Below are 14,723 nucleotides of genomic sequence, written 5' to 3' on the forward strand. Positions count from 1 at the left end.
GACAACAACGCGAACAGTACCTGTTCGGGCGGGCCTCGTGCCCGCCTTTTCTTTTGACGCAACGATTATTTTTCGTCGAATACCGTCGCCGGTTTCCAGCGCTGTTCGGGCTCATACGGCTTCGGGCCGTAACCCCAACCGCATCCACCGCCCGCCATGATGAACATGAAGCTCGCCTTGCATTTCACCTTGGTGCCCCAGGGCAGGGTGAACTCCTTTTCGGCACTCAAGTTCTCGTCGATGAACTCCGAGGTCTTGCGCAGAGTCGCGCCGAGCAGGTTTTCATTTTGCGGGGCCTTCCACGCCCCGGCGAAATGATTGGGCCGGATTTTTACCGGCCGTTTCAGCGTCATCAGACTCGACGGCTCGACCGAGCGGCCGATGAAATCTGGCTTCGGCTCGGGCGCGGCGGCGATGTCCTTGGGTAGATCGATGCTGCCGTCGGCCTTGTAGATGTGCAAGGTCGATAAATCCCGCGGCGCGGGCTCTTCGGCCTGCGGAACCGGCACGCGCAGCGTCGAGACCCGCGGCAACGCGGATGCGGGAGGCGGCGCAACCGGCTCGCGGCTGGCTTGTCGCACCACCGCCTCGGGTTCCGGCAACGGCGGCTCGACCGGCGGCGCATCGAGAATGCGCACGAGCATGCCGGGTTCTTCGTCGACTGCCGCGGGCTGCATCGCATCGTGCAAGGCGACCGCGAGCAGCAGGTGCAAGACGACCGCGGCGATCAGCGCGATGCGGACGATACGGTCCGGCGTCTGCGCTTTGTAGCGCGTTGGGTTGCGCAGGCGGGACTTCACCCTCGTCTCCACTGGCGAAAGGCATCGCTGCGCTTCTCCGGCCCGGTCATGGCCCCGCGCCCTTCCACATGCGGCAACGCGTCTGCCGCTTTTCCTCTTGCTCGGCCCGATGCTGCGCAGCGGCCGGGTTGTAAAGGCCGACCCAGCTCAAGTATTTGCGTGCGACTTCCTCGCCGAGGCTTTCGCGATGCGCAAGATCGTCCGGCGCATGCACATCGCAGTCGAGGCCGCGCGCCATCAAGGCGCGGCCGCGCTCGATGTTTTCCTCGTGCGGCGCCGCCTTTGTTGCGGCCCCCGGCGGCGGCAAGCGAATCGACCCATCCGCACGGAACAGCGTCGCCGTGTCGATCGACTTCGGCGGTGCATCTGCTTCGGCCTGTGCCGCCGGCTGGGTGCGAACCGGCGCGGCCGGCGTGCGCGCAGGCGGTGATTTTGCCGCCGTCGGCGGCGGCGCTTTCGGCGGCAGCGGCGGCGGCTCGGGCAGCGCCGGTTCGACCGGCACGGCATCGAGCAGGCGCACTTCGATGCGGTCTTGATCGAGCACCGCGCGCGCGCGCATCAGCAGGTAAAGAAAGCTCGCCGCGAACAGGTGCAACAGAATCGCCGCTGCGATCGCGCCGATGCGCAAGCCCGACGGCGCGCGCGACGTACGTGCCCGCGCGTGCGCAAGGGCGCGCTGGCGCACGTCGGCGTGCACGCGCGCTTCCGCCAAGTCCACATGATCGTTCACGCTGGCATCGCTCGCGCTCACGCGCCGCGGTCACGGTAGGCTCAGTGTCGAGGTCGTGACGGTCTCGTTGTCCTCGCCGAAACCCTTGAAGCTCGAACGCGAGGTGCGCGTCTTCGCCACGAGGCGGCCGGCGGAGACGGCGTAGCGCGTGTTCGACGATTCCGAACCCTCGAAGCCGATCAGCAGCTTGCGTCCGCTGAACTTGTAGGTTTCCTCGCTCGCCAGCGGCGTGCCGTCGGCATCGAGCCAGAGCTTGAGCTGGCCTTCGAAGTGCTTGAGGTCGTCCTTCTGCTTGGCCGACAAATGCCCGGGAACGTCGAGCACGAGCAGTTGCGCGGGCTTGCCGTCGAGCGCGTCGCCGCGGCTTTCCTTGACGGTCGCGCCATCGAGACTGCGCAGCAGGCCTGGAGCCGAGCCGAGCAACTGCGCCGCACGCGTCGGCGTGACGACTGCAAGCAGTTCGCCGAGCGGCGTCGGCAGCTCGGGATTCGCGGTGTGCGCCTGGGCTTCGCGCTCGGCCTGCTGCATCAGCTCGGGCGGAAAAATCAGCTGCAGGCCTTGCGCGCCGGACTGCAGATTGAGCTTGACCTGGCCTGCCGACGGCTTCTGCCCGCCGGAATCGCGCACGCTCTGCTTGATTTCGAGTCCGGCGCTGATCGCATCGCCGCCCTGCAGGCGTGCGAGCGCGGTGCGCAGATCGGCCAGCGGTTCCGCATGCAGCGGAGCCACCGCGCCGAGGGCCAAAAGCGTCGCTAACGTGAAGGCCCGCATACCCCTGCTCCGGATCGTCGATGGCGCCGGACTATCGCATCGGCTGCCCGAACCGGGGATTAATTGCCGAGCCGCTCACGCTCGGCGTCCTGCCGCAACGCGGCTTGACCCGACGCCGAGAAAGGAGAAGGCTTGGGCTTCCTTCTCCGACCGGAGAAGGTGGCGCGACCGCGCCGGACGAGGGAATCGCCGTTCGAATGATTTCGCCCCCTCCCAGTTTTTCTCTCGTCCGCCCCTTCGCGGCGCCTGCTGCCAAAAGGAGAACGGAAGCATTCGCTTCTTTTTCGCGCAAAGGAGACCGTCATGGCATACACCACCGAAGGCATCCGAAACATCGCGCTCGTCGGGCATTCCGCCGCGGGCAAGACCACGCTGCTCGAAGCCCTGCTGCACGCGGGCGGCGCAATTCAGATTCCCGGCTCGATCGAGCGCGGCACCACGGTTTCCGACCACGACCCACTCGAAAAACAGCGACAACACTCGCTCAACGCCTCCATCGCCTCGATCGACTCGGGTGACTGCCACATCAACCTGATCGACACCCCGGGCTCGCAGGACTTCCGCGGGCCGACCCTGACCGCGCTCGCCGCGGTCGAAACCTGCGCCGTCGTCGTCAACGCGCACGCGGGCATCGAGTACGGCACGCACCGCATGATGCACCACGCCAAGCAGCGCGGCCTTGCGCGCGTGATCGTGGTAAACAAGATCGACGGCGGCAATCCGCGCGCGTTGGTCGAGCAGCTGCGCGAAGCCTTCGGAACGGAATGCCTGCCGATCAACCTGCCCGCACAGGGCAGCAAGACCGTCGTCGACTGCTTCTTCAAACCGGATGCGGCCGCGCACGGCGGCGTCGCCGATTTCGACAGCGTCGCCGCCGCGCACCAGCGCATCATCGATCAGGTCGTCGAGATCAACGAAAGCGTGATGGGCCGCTATCTCGATGCGGGCGAAGAATCGCTCAGCGGCGCCGAACTGCACGATGCGTTCGAGCAATGCCTGCGCGAAGGCCATCTCGTGCCGATCTGTTTCGTCTCCGCGCGCACCGGCGCGGGCGTGCGCGAGTTCCTGCACATCATCGAGAAATTGTTCCCGAACCCGCTCGAAGGCAATGCGCCGCCGTTCGTCAAAGGCGTCGGTGCTGCGGCGACGCCGATCGAGGCCAAGCCCGATGCGAACGCGCACGCGATCGCCGACGTGTTCAAGATCGTCAACGATCCCTTCGTCGGCAAGCTCAGCGTGTTCCGTGTCTACCAGGGCACGATCCGCAAGGACTCGCAGCTCTTCGTCGACGACGGCAAGAAGCCGTTCAAGGTCGGCCATCTGTTCAAGCTCAAGGGCAAGGACTACGTCGAGATCGATCAGGCGATACCGGGCGATATCGCGGCCGTGGCCAAAGTCGAAGAAATCCATTTCGACGCAGTGCTGCACGACTCGCACGACGAGGACCAGATCCACCTCGCCCCGCTCGCCTTCCCGCAGCCGATGTTCGGCCTCGCTGTCGAACCGGCGCACAAGGGCCACGAGCAGAAGCTGGCGCAGTCGCTGCACAAGCTCGCCGAGGAAGATCCGTGCTTCCGCTACGAGCACAACAAGGAACTCAACGAGTCGGTGATCCGCGGGCTTTCCGATCTGCATCTGCGCCTGATGCTCGAACGGCTCAAGGAGCGCTACGGCGTCGAAGTGAAGACGCGGCCGCCGCGCATCGCCTACCGCGAGACCGTCGCGACCAGAGCCGAAGGCCACCATCGCCACAAGAAACAGACCGGCGGCGCCGGCCAGTTCGGCGAAGTCTATCTGCGCATCGAGCCGCTGCCGCGCGGCACGGGTTTCGAGTTCGTCGACGAAGTCAAAGGCGGCACGATTCCGGGCCAATTCCTGCCCGCGGTGGAGAAAGGCGTGCGCTTCGTGCTCGAACACGGCGCGATCGCCGGCTATCAGATGCAGGACGTGCGCGTCATCGTCTACGACGGCAAGTACCACACGGTCGACTCCAAGGAAGTCGCCTTCGTCGCCGCGGGCAAGAAGGCCTTTCTCGATGCAGTCGCCAAGGCCAATCCGCAGGTGCTCGAACCGATCGTCAATCTCGAAGTGTTCGTGCCCGATGCGCACGTCGGCGACGTCACCGGCGGCCTTGCCGGCAAGCGCGCGCAGATCAACGGCACCGACGCGCTCGGCGCCGGCGAACTGGTCATCCGCGCGCAGGCGCCGCTGGCCGAAGTCGCCGACTACCAGACCGAACTCAAATCGATGACCGGCGGCAAGGGCCGCTACGCGATCGAGTTCAGCCACTACGACGCGGTGCCGCTGCAGGTGCAAAAGAAACTCGTGGAAGCCTATAAGCCGAAGCACGATGACGAGTAGCCGCCGCCGTATGCGGACACCTTAGGCAGGTTCAAGAAAACGCATGGCACGCGATCTCGTTATTTGCTGCGACGGTACCGGCAACCAGTTCGGCGACCGCAACAGCAACGTGGTCAAGTTGAACGACTGCCTGGTCCGCGACAAGACCCGGGTACTGCATTTCTACGACCCCGGCGTCGGCACGTTCGGCCTGCAGGAAGCGTTGTTCGAGTGGCAACAGATCGCCCCGCGCGTCGCCGGCCTCGCCTTCGGCTGGGGCTATCGAAGCATGGTCGAGCGTGGCTACCGCTTCATCGCCGAGAATTACGTCGAAGGCGACCGCATCTGGCTGTTCGGATTCAGTCGCGGCGCCTATATCGCACGCGTGATCGCCGGCATGATTCACGCGATCGGCCTGCTCGATCCGGCGCATCTGAATCTGTTCGAGTACGCATTCCGCATCTACGAACGCAGCGCCGGAGACGATCGTCTTCCGATCGCGACGCGCGAGCGGTTCGCGCGCCAATTCTGCCGCTCCGCTCCCATCCATTTCATCGGCGCGTTCGACACGGTCAAGTCGATAGGCTGGTTCATACGCTGGAAGCAGCTTCCGTGGACGATGAACAATCCGAGCGTGAAGTTTTTCCGTCATGCCATCTCGATCGACGAGAGGCGCTGCTTCTTTCGCACGAACCTCTGGAGAAACGGCGCCAAAGCCAAAACCGACGTTCGCGAGCTCTGGTTCGCCGGAGTGCATTCCGATGTGGGCGGGGGTTATCCGGAAAAGGAAAGCGGCCTGTCGAAGTTTCCGCTCGCGTGGATGATCGCCGAGGCGGAGCAAGCCGGTCTGCCCATCGACGCCAAACGCCGCGAACGTCTGCTCGGGAAGGGCGGTCGCTACGCAAAACCCGAACATAACGCGCAGTTGCACACCTCGTTGAAAGGTGCCTGGTGGCTCGCGGAATATCTGCTGCCGCGCCGAATGATTTACGTCGACGAGAACAAGCGGCGACGAACATACTGGGTATGGCTGCCGCTGCTCGAGTCGCAATGGATCGCGTATCCGCGCGGAATGAAACCCGGCCCCAATGAGCGCATCCGGATTCACAGCAGCGTCAGAGATCGCATGAGCGATCCTGCATTGGAATACGCTCCGGTCAACTTGCCGAAAGACGAGGACGGCTGGCCGCTATACGATTTTGTCGATCGCTGAATTCGCTCAGCCGAGAATCGTGCCGAGCGCGGCGGACAGATCGGGATTGCGAAAGCGGAAGCCCTGCGCGAGCGCGCGCTGCGGCATCACGCGCTGGCCGGTCAGCAGCAGGTCGGCCATCTCGCCGAGCATCAGGCGCAGCGCAAACGCCGGCGCGGGCAGCAGCGCCGGCCGATGCAGGGCCATGCCGAGTGCGCGCGCGAAGTCGGCATTGGTCACCGGTGCCGGTGCGGCGGCATTGTAGGCGCCCTGCGCGGCCTCGGTCTTGATCAGCCAGCGGATAACGCAGACCGCGTCCTTGCGCGTGATCCAGCTCATCCATTGCCTGCCGTCGCCGAGCTTGCCGCCGAGCCCGAGCCGGAACGGCAGCAGCATTTTCTCGAGCGCGCCGCCGTCGACGTCGAGAACGATGCCGGTGCGCATGCGGCAGACACGCACGCCGAGCACGCTGGCCTTGTCCGCTTCGGCTTCCCAGTCGCGGCAGAGATGGGCGGCGAAGTCGTCGCCCGGCGCGGCGTCCTCGCCGAGTTCCTCGTCGCCGCGCGCGCCGTACCAGCCGATCGCCGAACCCGAAATGAGCACGCGTGGCCTGCGTTCACGCGCCGCCATCCAGTCGACGAGACGCCGCGTGATACCGATGCGCGATTCGCGGATCGCCTGTTTGCGCGCGTCCGTCCAGCGCGCCGCGGCGAGGCTTTCGCCGGCGAGATTGACAACGACATCGACGTCGCCCACTTCGCTGAGGTTCTCGACCAGCACGACTTCCTCGGGCAAACGCGAGCGCGCACGACCCGCGTTGCGCGTCAACACGACGACATCGTGTCCGTCACCGGTCAGGGCACGGCTCAGCGCTTGACCGATGAAGCCGCTGCCGCCGGTGATCAGATGACGCATGAGCCAGTTCCTCGTTGCAGTGGCGTAGGCCGCCGCATCCGAGCTGTCTGCTGCATACGACGCGGCGGCCGCGCGGGCCGCGGCCGTTCAGGACGCAGCGGCTCGCGAAGACCGTGACATGCTACCCATTCGGACAGACAAGGGCCGTGACGCTGCACTCATTCCGCCGTGCGCAGGCGCTGGATGAACACCGTCGCGCCGCTCGCGAAGCGCAGCTTCATCTGCGAACCGTCGTGCGTGGACTCGACCACTTTCTCCGGGCCCTTTTCCTGCGCAGCCGTCACATCGCATTGATGGAACTGCTCGGGAGTCCCGGTCGGATTGAATACCAGCGGCGGGCTGCTCGGCTCGAAACCGTTGAACGTGCCGCCGCCGGCCATCGGAAAGCGCTGCATCCACATGAAGAACTTGCCGCCGTCGGGAATCCAGAACTTGTTCGGGTCGCGGCTGGTCAGGCCGAGCGCGCCGTTCTTCGTCCAGACCTGGAGGATGCGCGCCATGGTGCAGTCGAGCGAGGCGCATTCCTGCAGGACGAAATACTCGTCGTCGCTCATGTGCACCGTGCGGAAATCGAAGATATCGCCCTTCTGAAACGCTTCGGCTGGAAAGATCACGGCCGACATCTTCGGGTCGATCTTGAAGTCGCTCGAAATCAGGTAGCCGCCGCGGCGCGTTTCCCATTTCGGCCCGATCACTTTGACGTCGGGCAAGGTCGTCTCGGTCTGCTCGCGTGCCTGAGTCTGTGCCGGCGGCGCCTGGGCTTGCGCGAGCGCTTGTGCCTGCGCGCCGGTCGCGGCCAGGCCGAAGCACAGACACAAAAAACCATTGCGTATTCCGCGAGTTCGCTGCTTCATGCAAGAATCCTCCCGCTCGATGCACCGTATCCTGCGACGCGGCGCAGATGCCGGCAAGTGCCGGCACTCCGAATTTTTACCACCACGATCCGCTAGCACCGACCGGATCGCAACGAAGACCCGTATCCACCATGACCGATCCGACCAGCGACACCTCCGACCATGAACCGGCGCCCTCGGTTCTCATCCTCAGCGCGATCGAAGCGCGCATCCTCGGCAGCCTGATCGAAAAGGCCGCGATCACGCCCGACGTCTATCCGCTCACGCTCAACGCCATCGTCCAGGCGTGCAATCAGAAGACCAGCCGCGAACCCGTGATGCATCTCGAACCGGGTGAAACCGGCCATGCCCTGCGCGAGCTGGAAGCGAAGAACTTGGTAAAACTCGATCCGTTCTCACAGCGCGCGGCGCGCTACTCGCACGGTTTCGACGCGGTCTACGCCGTCACGCCGCGCCAGCGCGCCCTGCTCTGCGTGATGCTGCTGCGCGGCCCGCAGACCGTCAGCGAGCTGCTTGCGCGCTGCGACCGCCTCGCCGATTTCCCGGGACTCGACGACGTGCGCGATTCGCTCGACCGCCTGATCGCGCGCGAGCCGACGCTCGTCGTGCGTATCCCGCGCAGCGGCGGCCAGCGCGAAGACCGCTACATGCACCTACTCTGCGGGCCGTTCGACGTGGCGGCCTACGCGGAAACCGCCGCCGCGCACGCCGCGCCGGCTTCGGCCAACAGTGAACTGGCCGAGCGCGTCGCCCGACTCGAAGAAGAAGTGGCGGCGCTCAAGGAACAACTTGCCCAGTTGCTGAGCTGAGCGGCGCCGCGCATGTCCACGCCTTCCGTTCCAGCCAAGCCGGTCGTCGGCATCGTCGGCAGCGCCGGTGCCTTCGGGCGCTGGTTCAAGCGCTTCTTTGAGCAGAACATGGGCCTGACCGTGATCGGCCGCGACCCGAACGGCGACGAAGCGCTGCCGCCCGACGAGCTGATCGAACGCGCCGACGTGCTCATCTTCTCCGCGCCGATCCGCGCGACGGCGGCGCTGATCGCCGATTACGCGGAGTGCGCGGCGGGCCGCGAACGCGGCAAGCTGTGGCTCGACCTCACCTCGATCAAGGCGGCGCCGGTCGCGGCGATGCTGCATTCGCAGGCCGAGGTCGTCGGCCTGCACCCGATGACCGCGCCGCCGAAGACACCGACACTCAAAGGCCGCGTCCTCGTCGTCTGCGAGGCGCGCGTCGAGGCCTGGCGCGGCTGGCTCGACGCCTTCCTCGCCGCGACCGAAGCGGACTGCGTGCAGGCTCAACCCGAACAGCACGATCGGGTGATGGCCGTCGTGCAGGGCATGACCCACGCCACGCATATGGCGCAGGCCGCGACCCTGCGCGAGCTGGCGCCCGCGCTCGGCGGCCTCGACGCGATCCAGCCGTTCCGTACGATCGGCTACGAACTCGACGGCGTGGTCACGCGGCGCATGCTCGCGAGCAATCCGGCGATCTACGAGGACATTCAGTTCGAGAATCCGCATATCGGTGCGATGCTCGAACGTCTCGCCGCGCATATCGATTTCCTGCGCGATCGCGTGCGCGACCGCGCCGACACAGCGCGCGCGGCGATGCGCTCACGCCTGCTCGTCGAGCCGCAGGCGTTCTACGGCGATGCCGCATTGGCCGAAGGCAGCTACGGTTTCGAGCGTTTGGGCTATCTGCTGTCCGACATCGCGTCGCCCGCCTACATCAGCGTGTTCCTGCCGCTCGACGAGCCCGGCTCTCTGCGCGCGTTGCTGCAAGTGTTCGAAACGCACGCAATCAATCTCGACTCGATTCATTCCTCACGCACGCCCGAAGGCGAGCTGCATTTCCGCATCGGCTACGATCCGCGCAGCGATGCGGACAACGTGAAAGCCGCCATCGCCGCGATCGGCGAGCGCGGCATCGGCCGCGTGCTCGGGCCGCGATAGAAGCCGCGCGGCGCAGGAATCGAACATAGGCCAAAGTCGAGGCAACAGCAGATCGTCTCGACTTCAGCTCGACGCCCTGCGCACTATGCCGTGCGCAGGCTCCGCATCGGAACGTTCAGTGACCGCCGCCTGCGGCGAGCTTGTCCAGATCGATGCCCTGCTTCTTGAGGATTCCCGAGCAGGTCCAGGCGTAGAACGCGAGGTAGGCGAAACAGGCGACGCCGACGATATAGCTCGCATGGATGCCGATCGCCTCGGAGACGAAACCCTGGAACCAGCTGACGAAGCCGCCGCCGCAGATCATCATGATCAGGAAGCTCGAACCTTCGTTGGTGTTCTTGCCGAGGCCGGCGATCGCGAGCGCGAAGATGCACGGCCACATGACGCTGCAGAACAGGCCGGACGAAATGAACGCGAACGTCGATACCAGACCGCCTGTGGACATGCCGACCAGCAGCGAGACGATGCCGCCCACAGCGAAGTTGAACAGCATGCGCGCCGGATTGCCACGGCTCAGCAGTGCGGCGACGATCATCGCGATGATGACCACGGAATAGACGAGGAACTGGCGGACGTCGTGCTGCGCGATCGTGTTGACGAGCAGGAACACGCCGAAGGCGAGATAAGGCAGGACGAAGGTCAGCATCTTCTTCGCCGACGCGCTCACGTCGAACGCGCCGGCCGCACCGGACCAGCGGCCGATCATCAGGCTCGCCCAATACAGCGAGACGAACGGCGCGATATGCGCGGTCTGCATGCCGAGTCCCTGTTCGAGATAGGCCGGCAGGTTGGCGACCGTCGACACTTCCACGCCGACGTAGACGAAGATGCCGATCATGCCGAGCACGAGCTGCGGATATTTGAATGCAGCGAAGGTCGAGCTGCTTTGGATCAACTTGGAGCTGTCGCCGGCCTCGTCCGCCGCGACATGGTCGAGATCGATGTGATTCGGCACCGGTGAGAAGTAGAGGAACAGCGCGACGAGAATGAACACGACGCCGAGCACGAGATACGGCGTCTTCACGTTCTCGATGCTCGCCTCAGTGCCACCCGCGGCGACGGCGCCGAAGATCGCGATGCTGACGATCAGCGGACCGATCGTCGTGCCGAGGTTGTTGATGCCGCCGGCCATGGTCAGGCGCTGCGAGCCGGTGCTCGGATCGCCCATCACGATCGCGAGCGGATTCGCCGCAATCTGCTGCAGCGAGAATCCGAGGCCGACGACGAAAAGACCCGAAATCATCAGCACGAACGAACCTGCGTTCGCCGCCGGATAGAACAACAAGGTGCCGAGCGCGGAAATGACCAGGCCAAGACAAATGCCGTTCTTGTAACCGATGCGGTTGAGCACGTCGGCGCCGGTCAGCTTGGAAACCGCGAAGTAGATGATCGAGCCTACGGTGTAGGCGACGTAGAACGCGACCGAAACGAGCTGGCTCTGCGCCTGGCTCAGTTGGAATGCTTTCTTGAAGACCGGAATCAGGATGTCGTTGCTTGCCGCGACGAATCCCCAAAAGAAGAAAACGGTGATCAGGGCGCCGAACTGCGACCACCGGGTTTGCTGTGTCGTCATTGCTTATCCGCCGTGTTGATGGTTGTCTCCCGGCATGCCGGGCCGCGTGCGGATTGCGGGGTGCAAGACGTCTCCGGCGGGCGCGGCAACGTACGTCGCCGCACCATCGTGCTTCGAAACGGGCGACGATTCTTTTGTTCCGACCGCCTGCCGCGATTGCCCCGTTACACGAACACAACCATCCTGCCGCCCACGAATCCCTCCCTCGTGTAGCTCGCCGACTCTAACATCCGCGCACGAAAAAGCCAGTGGAAACGTTTACTTTTTCGCCGGGACGCGTCCATCCGACCGGACGCGGCGGTTCAGCGCTTGGGCTTGAGCAAGGTGCCGGTGCAGTTCTTCGCGCCGCACCTGCAGGCCCAGATCGCCTTGAGGCGCGGGGTGTGGCGTTCTTCGAGCTTGATGCCGTAGTCGTAGGTCAGCTCTTCGCCGGCCTTGACCGCACGCCGGGTCTCGATGACGACCTTGTCGAGGCGTTTGTCGCCGCCCTCGTCCTCGATCATCCACGCTTCGCAGTTCGGTGCGCAGCTGTGGTTGAGCCAGCGCGCGTCGTTGCCGCCGTCGCCGCCGTCGATCAGGTATTTCTCGTTGAGGGTGAACAGGAAGGTGTGCCCGGAGTCGGAATCGTTCGCATAGACCCGGTTGGCTTGCGCGTGGGTCAGCAGGCGCCCTTTGTATTCGATGATGCGAACGCCCTTGGCGAGGTCTTGTGCGGCGAACACGCCGTTGCCGTGAATCGGCGACGAACGCCGGATGAAACGTTTGGCCATGCGATGACTCTGAGTCTGCTGCGGACGAGGAAGCGAAGCGCGCATCATAGCGCGATCGCGGTCTGCGCGCGCCGGGTTTGAGTATCTTGATTGCCGCTGCGCCGCCCTGCCCTTATTATCCGCGGCGTTCTTCCCGCCGTCGCCGTCGCAAGCGCAAAACCCAAGGAGTCTCCATGTCAGGCAAGTCGAAGATCATCTCGTTCTGCACGCTCGCGCTCGGCCTGCTGCTCACCCTTGCCGCGGCCCCAGACGCCGGCGCACGCGGCAAAGGGCAGCGCGGCGGCGAAACCAAGCCTGGCCGCTTCGACTATTACGTGGTCTCGCTGTCTTGGTCGCCGAGCTATTGCGCCGTGCATCCCGGCGAATCGCAGCAGTGCGGCAAGGGCTACGGCTTCGTCCTGCACGGCCTGTGGCCGCAGTACCGCAAGGGCGGCTGGCCGGAAAATTGTTCGACCAGCCGCGAGCCCGACGATGCAGTGATCACCCAGATGCTGCCGATGATGCCGAGCCGCGGCCTGATCGAACACGAATGGAAAACCCACGGCTCCTGCTCCGGCCTCGACCCCAAAGGCTATTTCGCCCTCGCCGAAGACGCGTTCTCGCGCGTGACGATCCCACAGGCGCTGAAGACCCCGGCGACCTCGCCCTCGCTGTCCGCCGTCGAGATCGAACAGGCCTTCATGGACGTCAACCCGGGCCTCGAAGACAACATGATCAGCGTCGAATGCAAGAACGGCGGCACCCTCGAAGAAGTGCGCATCTGCGTCGACAAGGACAATCTCTCGGTGAAGTCCTGCGGGGGGCGCGTGCGCAATTCTTGCCGGGTTGGGAAGTTGACGATACCGGCGGTGCGCTGATCTTGCCCTTGCTCGTCATTCCCGCATGCTCTTAGCGGGAATCCAGTGACTTTGCTTTTGTTTGTTATTGGTTTCAGAGCAAAGGCTTCCACTCGTCCTTTGGACGAGCGGGTCACTTTCTTGTCTCCAGCGACAAGAAAGTAACCAAAGAAACGCCGCCCCGGGAGCCGCGCCCTTCGCGCTGCGCGCTACGGGTACGCAAGGTCATGCCGGGGTTCGCTCGATGGACATCCGTGTCCATTCGCGAACTCGCGCGCATCCTGCGCGCGACCCTAACGGGCGAATCCGTCATGCCCTCGCCGCGGCTGACGGGGACCCGAGATCAAGAGACGGATCAAGAGCATCGAGCGAAGCAGAGCCGAGCGCGAAAGGTTTGATCGCTTTAGCACGATGCGCACGAAAGTCGCGCCCATGAATGCGGAGTGCCTGCTTCTTGCTTTGGTTTCGGCGCGCACGATGCGCGCTGCTCCGGCTTCTCCGGGTCCCCATTACATTGCGGCGGCAGTGGACGAAAAGGCCCGCAGGGTGCGCGCGATGGATCGCGCGCATTCCGCTATTGCACACGGACGTGCAATTAGCGGAACCCGGCCGCTGACGCGGACCCTATGGGCAGGATGCCCATAGGGCGCAATGTTCTGGGGCGTGTCTCTTTGCTTACTTTCTCTGCACGAGCAGAGAAAGTAAGACGCTCGTCCCCAGGACGAGTGGAAGCCTTTGCTCTTAACCAACAAAAGCAAAAGCAAAGTCACTGGATTCCCGCCAAAAAACACGCGGGAATGACGAGCAAAAAAGCAAAAGCTAGGTTCCGGCTTCCGCCGGAATGACGAGCTAAAAGAAAGCCCAATCAAATCCAACCAACGAGATCAGGCGGCCGCCAATTCGGCACTCTTCGTCGCTATACGCTGCATTAGCTCGTGCCATGAATCGACGAATGCCTTGGCGCCGTCGACCTGCAGCTTGAGCGCCAGGGCATCGACGTCGACGCCGGCCTTGGCGAACTGCGCGAGCAGTGCCTCGGCCTCGCTGCCGTCTTGGGCCATCGCCGAACCGACCTTGCCGTCCTTCGCGAATGCGAGCAGGGTCTTTTCCGGCATCGTATCGACAGTGTCGGGCGCGGCGAAGGCTTCGATGTACAGGCTCGGCGAGAGCTTCGGATCTTTGGTGCCCGTGCTGGCCCAGAGCAGGCGCTGCGGATGTGCGCCCTGCGCGGCGAGTTTCTGCCAGCGCGGCGATGCGAGCAGATCGAGATAGGCGCGATAGGTGCGCCCACCGATGGCGATGCCGAGCTTGTTGTGCAACTCGGCCGGCACGTCGGCACCGAGCGAACGGTCCCAGCGGCTGATGAAGACCGAGGCCACCGATTCGACCACGGGATTGAGGCCGGCCGCGATGCGCCGTTCGATGCCGCGCAGATAGGCTTCCGCAGCGGCAAGGTACTGTTCGCGCGAGAACAGCAGGGTCACGTTGACCGGCACGCCGGCGTAGATCGCCTCTTCGATCGCCGGGATGCCTTCGGGCGTGCCCGGAATCTTGACGAACAGGTTGGGTCGCTGCGCGGCCGCGAAGATTTCCTCGGCCGCGGCGATCGTGCCGGCCGTATCGGCGGCGAGCAGCGGCGAAACTTCCATCGACACCCAGCCGTCGACGCCGTTGGTGCGCTCGTGCACCGGCTTGAACAGATCAGCGGCGCGACGCAAGTCTTCGAGCGCAAGCTCGATGAACAGGGCCTCGCCCGATTTGCCGGCCTTGGCCTTCTCGCGCACGCTGGCGTCGTAGTAACCGCTGCCGATCGCCTCGTTGAAGATGGTCGGGTTCGAGGTCAGGCCGGTCACCGACAACTCGTCGATGTAGCGCTGCAGCGTACCGTTGTCGAGGATTTCGCGCGTGATGTTGTCGAGCCAGAGGCTCTGGCCGAGGGCATGGAGTTGCTGGGTCGCTTTCATTTCGCTGTGCTCGCTGAAGAAAAACC

At 64.6% G+C, this 14,723-nt stretch carries 13 protein-coding genes; 5 read left to right on the forward strand and 8 right to left on the reverse strand.

Features of this window, described 5'->3' with window-relative positions; translation table 11 throughout:
* Positions 1–65: 65 nt before the first annotated feature.
* From FFS30_RS10795 to FFS30_RS10805, 3 genes are read right to left on the reverse strand one after another with little or no spacing between them, the layout of a single operon-like run.
* Positions 66–800: a hypothetical protein gene (locus FFS30_RS10795; protein WP_137913134.1), complete on the reverse strand. Its 735-nt coding sequence runs from the start codon at positions 798–800 to the stop codon at positions 66–68.
* A gap of 46 nt (positions 801–846) precedes the next feature.
* Positions 847–1,530 carry a hypothetical protein gene (locus tag FFS30_RS10800; protein WP_137913135.1) on the reverse strand — a complete coding sequence of 228 codons (684 nt, stop codon included), beginning with the start codon at positions 1,528–1,530 and terminating at the stop codon, positions 847–849.
* Between the two features lie 30 nt (positions 1,531–1,560).
* A complete protein-coding gene (locus FFS30_RS10805; protein ID WP_137913136.1) occupies positions 1,561–2,301 on the reverse strand; it encodes a hypothetical protein in 741 nt (246 codons plus the stop codon).
* Between the two features lie 303 nt (positions 2,302–2,604).
* Here FFS30_RS10805 and fusA point away from each other — a divergent pair, with 303 nt between their 5' ends.
* Both fusA and FFS30_RS10815 read left to right on the forward strand, forming a co-directional pair.
* On the forward strand, positions 2,605–4,662 hold the full coding sequence (gene fusA / locus FFS30_RS10810; protein ID WP_137913137.1) for an elongation factor G: 2,058 nt from the start codon (positions 2,605–2,607) through the stop codon (positions 4,660–4,662).
* Between the two features lie 43 nt (positions 4,663–4,705).
* Positions 4,706–5,854, forward strand: a complete 1,149-nt coding sequence (locus FFS30_RS10815) for a DUF2235 domain-containing protein (RefSeq protein WP_137913138.1) — start codon at positions 4,706–4,708, stop codon at positions 5,852–5,854.
* 6 nt (positions 5,855–5,860) lie between these two features.
* On the opposite strand, the gene FFS30_RS10820 is transcribed toward FFS30_RS10815, so the two are convergent.
* Entirely contained in the window at positions 5,861–6,748 is an 888-nt protein-coding gene (locus FFS30_RS10820) for a TIGR01777 family oxidoreductase (protein ID WP_137913139.1), read from the reverse strand.
* A 158-nt stretch (positions 6,749–6,906) separates the two neighbouring features.
* Complete coding sequence (locus tag FFS30_RS10825; RefSeq protein WP_137913140.1) at positions 6,907–7,602, reverse strand: hypothetical protein; 696 nt, start codon at positions 7,600–7,602, stop codon at positions 6,907–6,909.
* A 131-nt stretch (positions 7,603–7,733) separates the two neighbouring features.
* Between FFS30_RS10825 and FFS30_RS10830 the strand changes: the two genes are divergently transcribed.
* Positions 7,734–8,411 carry a DUF480 domain-containing protein gene (locus FFS30_RS10830; protein ID WP_137913141.1) on the forward strand — a complete coding sequence of 226 codons (678 nt, stop codon included), beginning with the start codon at positions 7,734–7,736 and terminating at the stop codon, positions 8,409–8,411.
* 12 nt (positions 8,412–8,423) lie between these two features.
* Positions 8,424–9,554 carry a prephenate dehydrogenase gene (locus FFS30_RS10835; protein WP_137913142.1) on the forward strand — a complete coding sequence of 377 codons (1,131 nt, stop codon included), beginning with the start codon at positions 8,424–8,426 and terminating at the stop codon, positions 9,552–9,554.
* 115 nt (positions 9,555–9,669) lie between these two features.
* On the opposite strand, the gene FFS30_RS10840 is transcribed toward FFS30_RS10835, so the two are convergent.
* Together FFS30_RS10840 and FFS30_RS10845 are read right to left on the reverse strand one after the other, a co-directional pair.
* Entirely contained in the window at positions 9,670–11,127 is a 1,458-nt protein-coding gene (locus FFS30_RS10840; protein ID WP_137913143.1) for an MFS transporter, read from the reverse strand.
* A 302-nt stretch (positions 11,128–11,429) separates the two neighbouring features.
* The gene (locus tag FFS30_RS10845; RefSeq protein ID WP_137913144.1) at positions 11,430–11,897 is read right to left on the reverse strand and encodes an SET domain-containing protein-lysine N-methyltransferase; all 468 of its coding nucleotides are present in this window, start codon (positions 11,895–11,897) and stop codon (positions 11,430–11,432) included.
* Positions 11,898–12,070: 173 nt separating this feature from the next.
* On the opposite strand from FFS30_RS10845, the gene FFS30_RS10850 reads away from it, so the two are divergent.
* Positions 12,071–12,754, forward strand: coding sequence for a ribonuclease T2 (locus FFS30_RS10850; RefSeq protein WP_137913145.1), 684 nt, complete (start codon positions 12,071–12,073; stop codon positions 12,752–12,754).
* An 863-nt stretch (positions 12,755–13,617) separates the two neighbouring features.
* On the opposite strand, the gene tal is transcribed toward FFS30_RS10850, so the two are convergent.
* The gene (gene tal, locus FFS30_RS10855) at positions 13,618–14,697 is read right to left on the reverse strand and encodes a transaldolase (RefSeq protein ID WP_137913146.1); all 1,080 of its coding nucleotides are present in this window, start codon (positions 14,695–14,697) and stop codon (positions 13,618–13,620) included.
* Positions 14,698–14,723: the final 26 nt, after the last annotated feature.

The sequence above is a fragment of the Rudaea sp. 3F27F6 genome, assembly GCF_005503555.1.
Lineage (GTDB): Bacteria > Pseudomonadota > Gammaproteobacteria > Xanthomonadales > Rhodanobacteraceae > Rudaea.

What these genes read in the sequence shown, in the direction of transcription:
- FFS30_RS10805 (WP_137913136.1), bottom strand. Translation starts at nt 2,301, where the DNA reads ATGCGGGCCTTCACGTTAGCGACGCTTTTGGCCCTCGGCGCGGTGGCT.
- fusA (WP_137913137.1), top strand. Translation starts at nt 2,605, where the DNA reads ATGGCATACACCACCGAAGGCATCCGAAACATCGCGCTCGTCGGGCAT.
- FFS30_RS10815 (WP_137913138.1), top strand. Translation starts at nt 4,706, where the DNA reads ATGGCACGCGATCTCGTTATTTGCTGCGACGGTACCGGCAACCAGTTC.
- FFS30_RS10820 (WP_137913139.1), bottom strand. Translation starts at nt 6,748, where the DNA reads ATGCGTCATCTGATCACCGGCGGCAGCGGCTTCATCGGTCAAGCGCTG.
- FFS30_RS10825 (WP_137913140.1), bottom strand. Translation starts at nt 7,602, where the DNA reads ATGAAGCAGCGAACTCGCGGAATACGCAATGGTTTTTTGTGTCTGTGC.
- FFS30_RS10830 (WP_137913141.1), top strand. Translation starts at nt 7,734, where the DNA reads ATGACCGATCCGACCAGCGACACCTCCGACCATGAACCGGCGCCCTCG.
- FFS30_RS10835 (WP_137913142.1), top strand. Translation starts at nt 8,424, where the DNA reads ATGTCCACGCCTTCCGTTCCAGCCAAGCCGGTCGTCGGCATCGTCGGC.
- FFS30_RS10840 (WP_137913143.1), bottom strand. Translation starts at nt 11,127, where the DNA reads ATGACGACACAGCAAACCCGGTGGTCGCAGTTCGGCGCCCTGATCACC.
- FFS30_RS10845 (WP_137913144.1), bottom strand. Translation starts at nt 11,897, where the DNA reads ATGGCCAAACGTTTCATCCGGCGTTCGTCGCCGATTCACGGCAACGGC.
- FFS30_RS10850 (WP_137913145.1), top strand. Translation starts at nt 12,071, where the DNA reads ATGTCAGGCAAGTCGAAGATCATCTCGTTCTGCACGCTCGCGCTCGGC.
- tal (WP_137913146.1), bottom strand. Translation starts at nt 14,697, where the DNA reads ATGAAAGCGACCCAGCAACTCCATGCCCTCGGCCAGAGCCTCTGGCTC.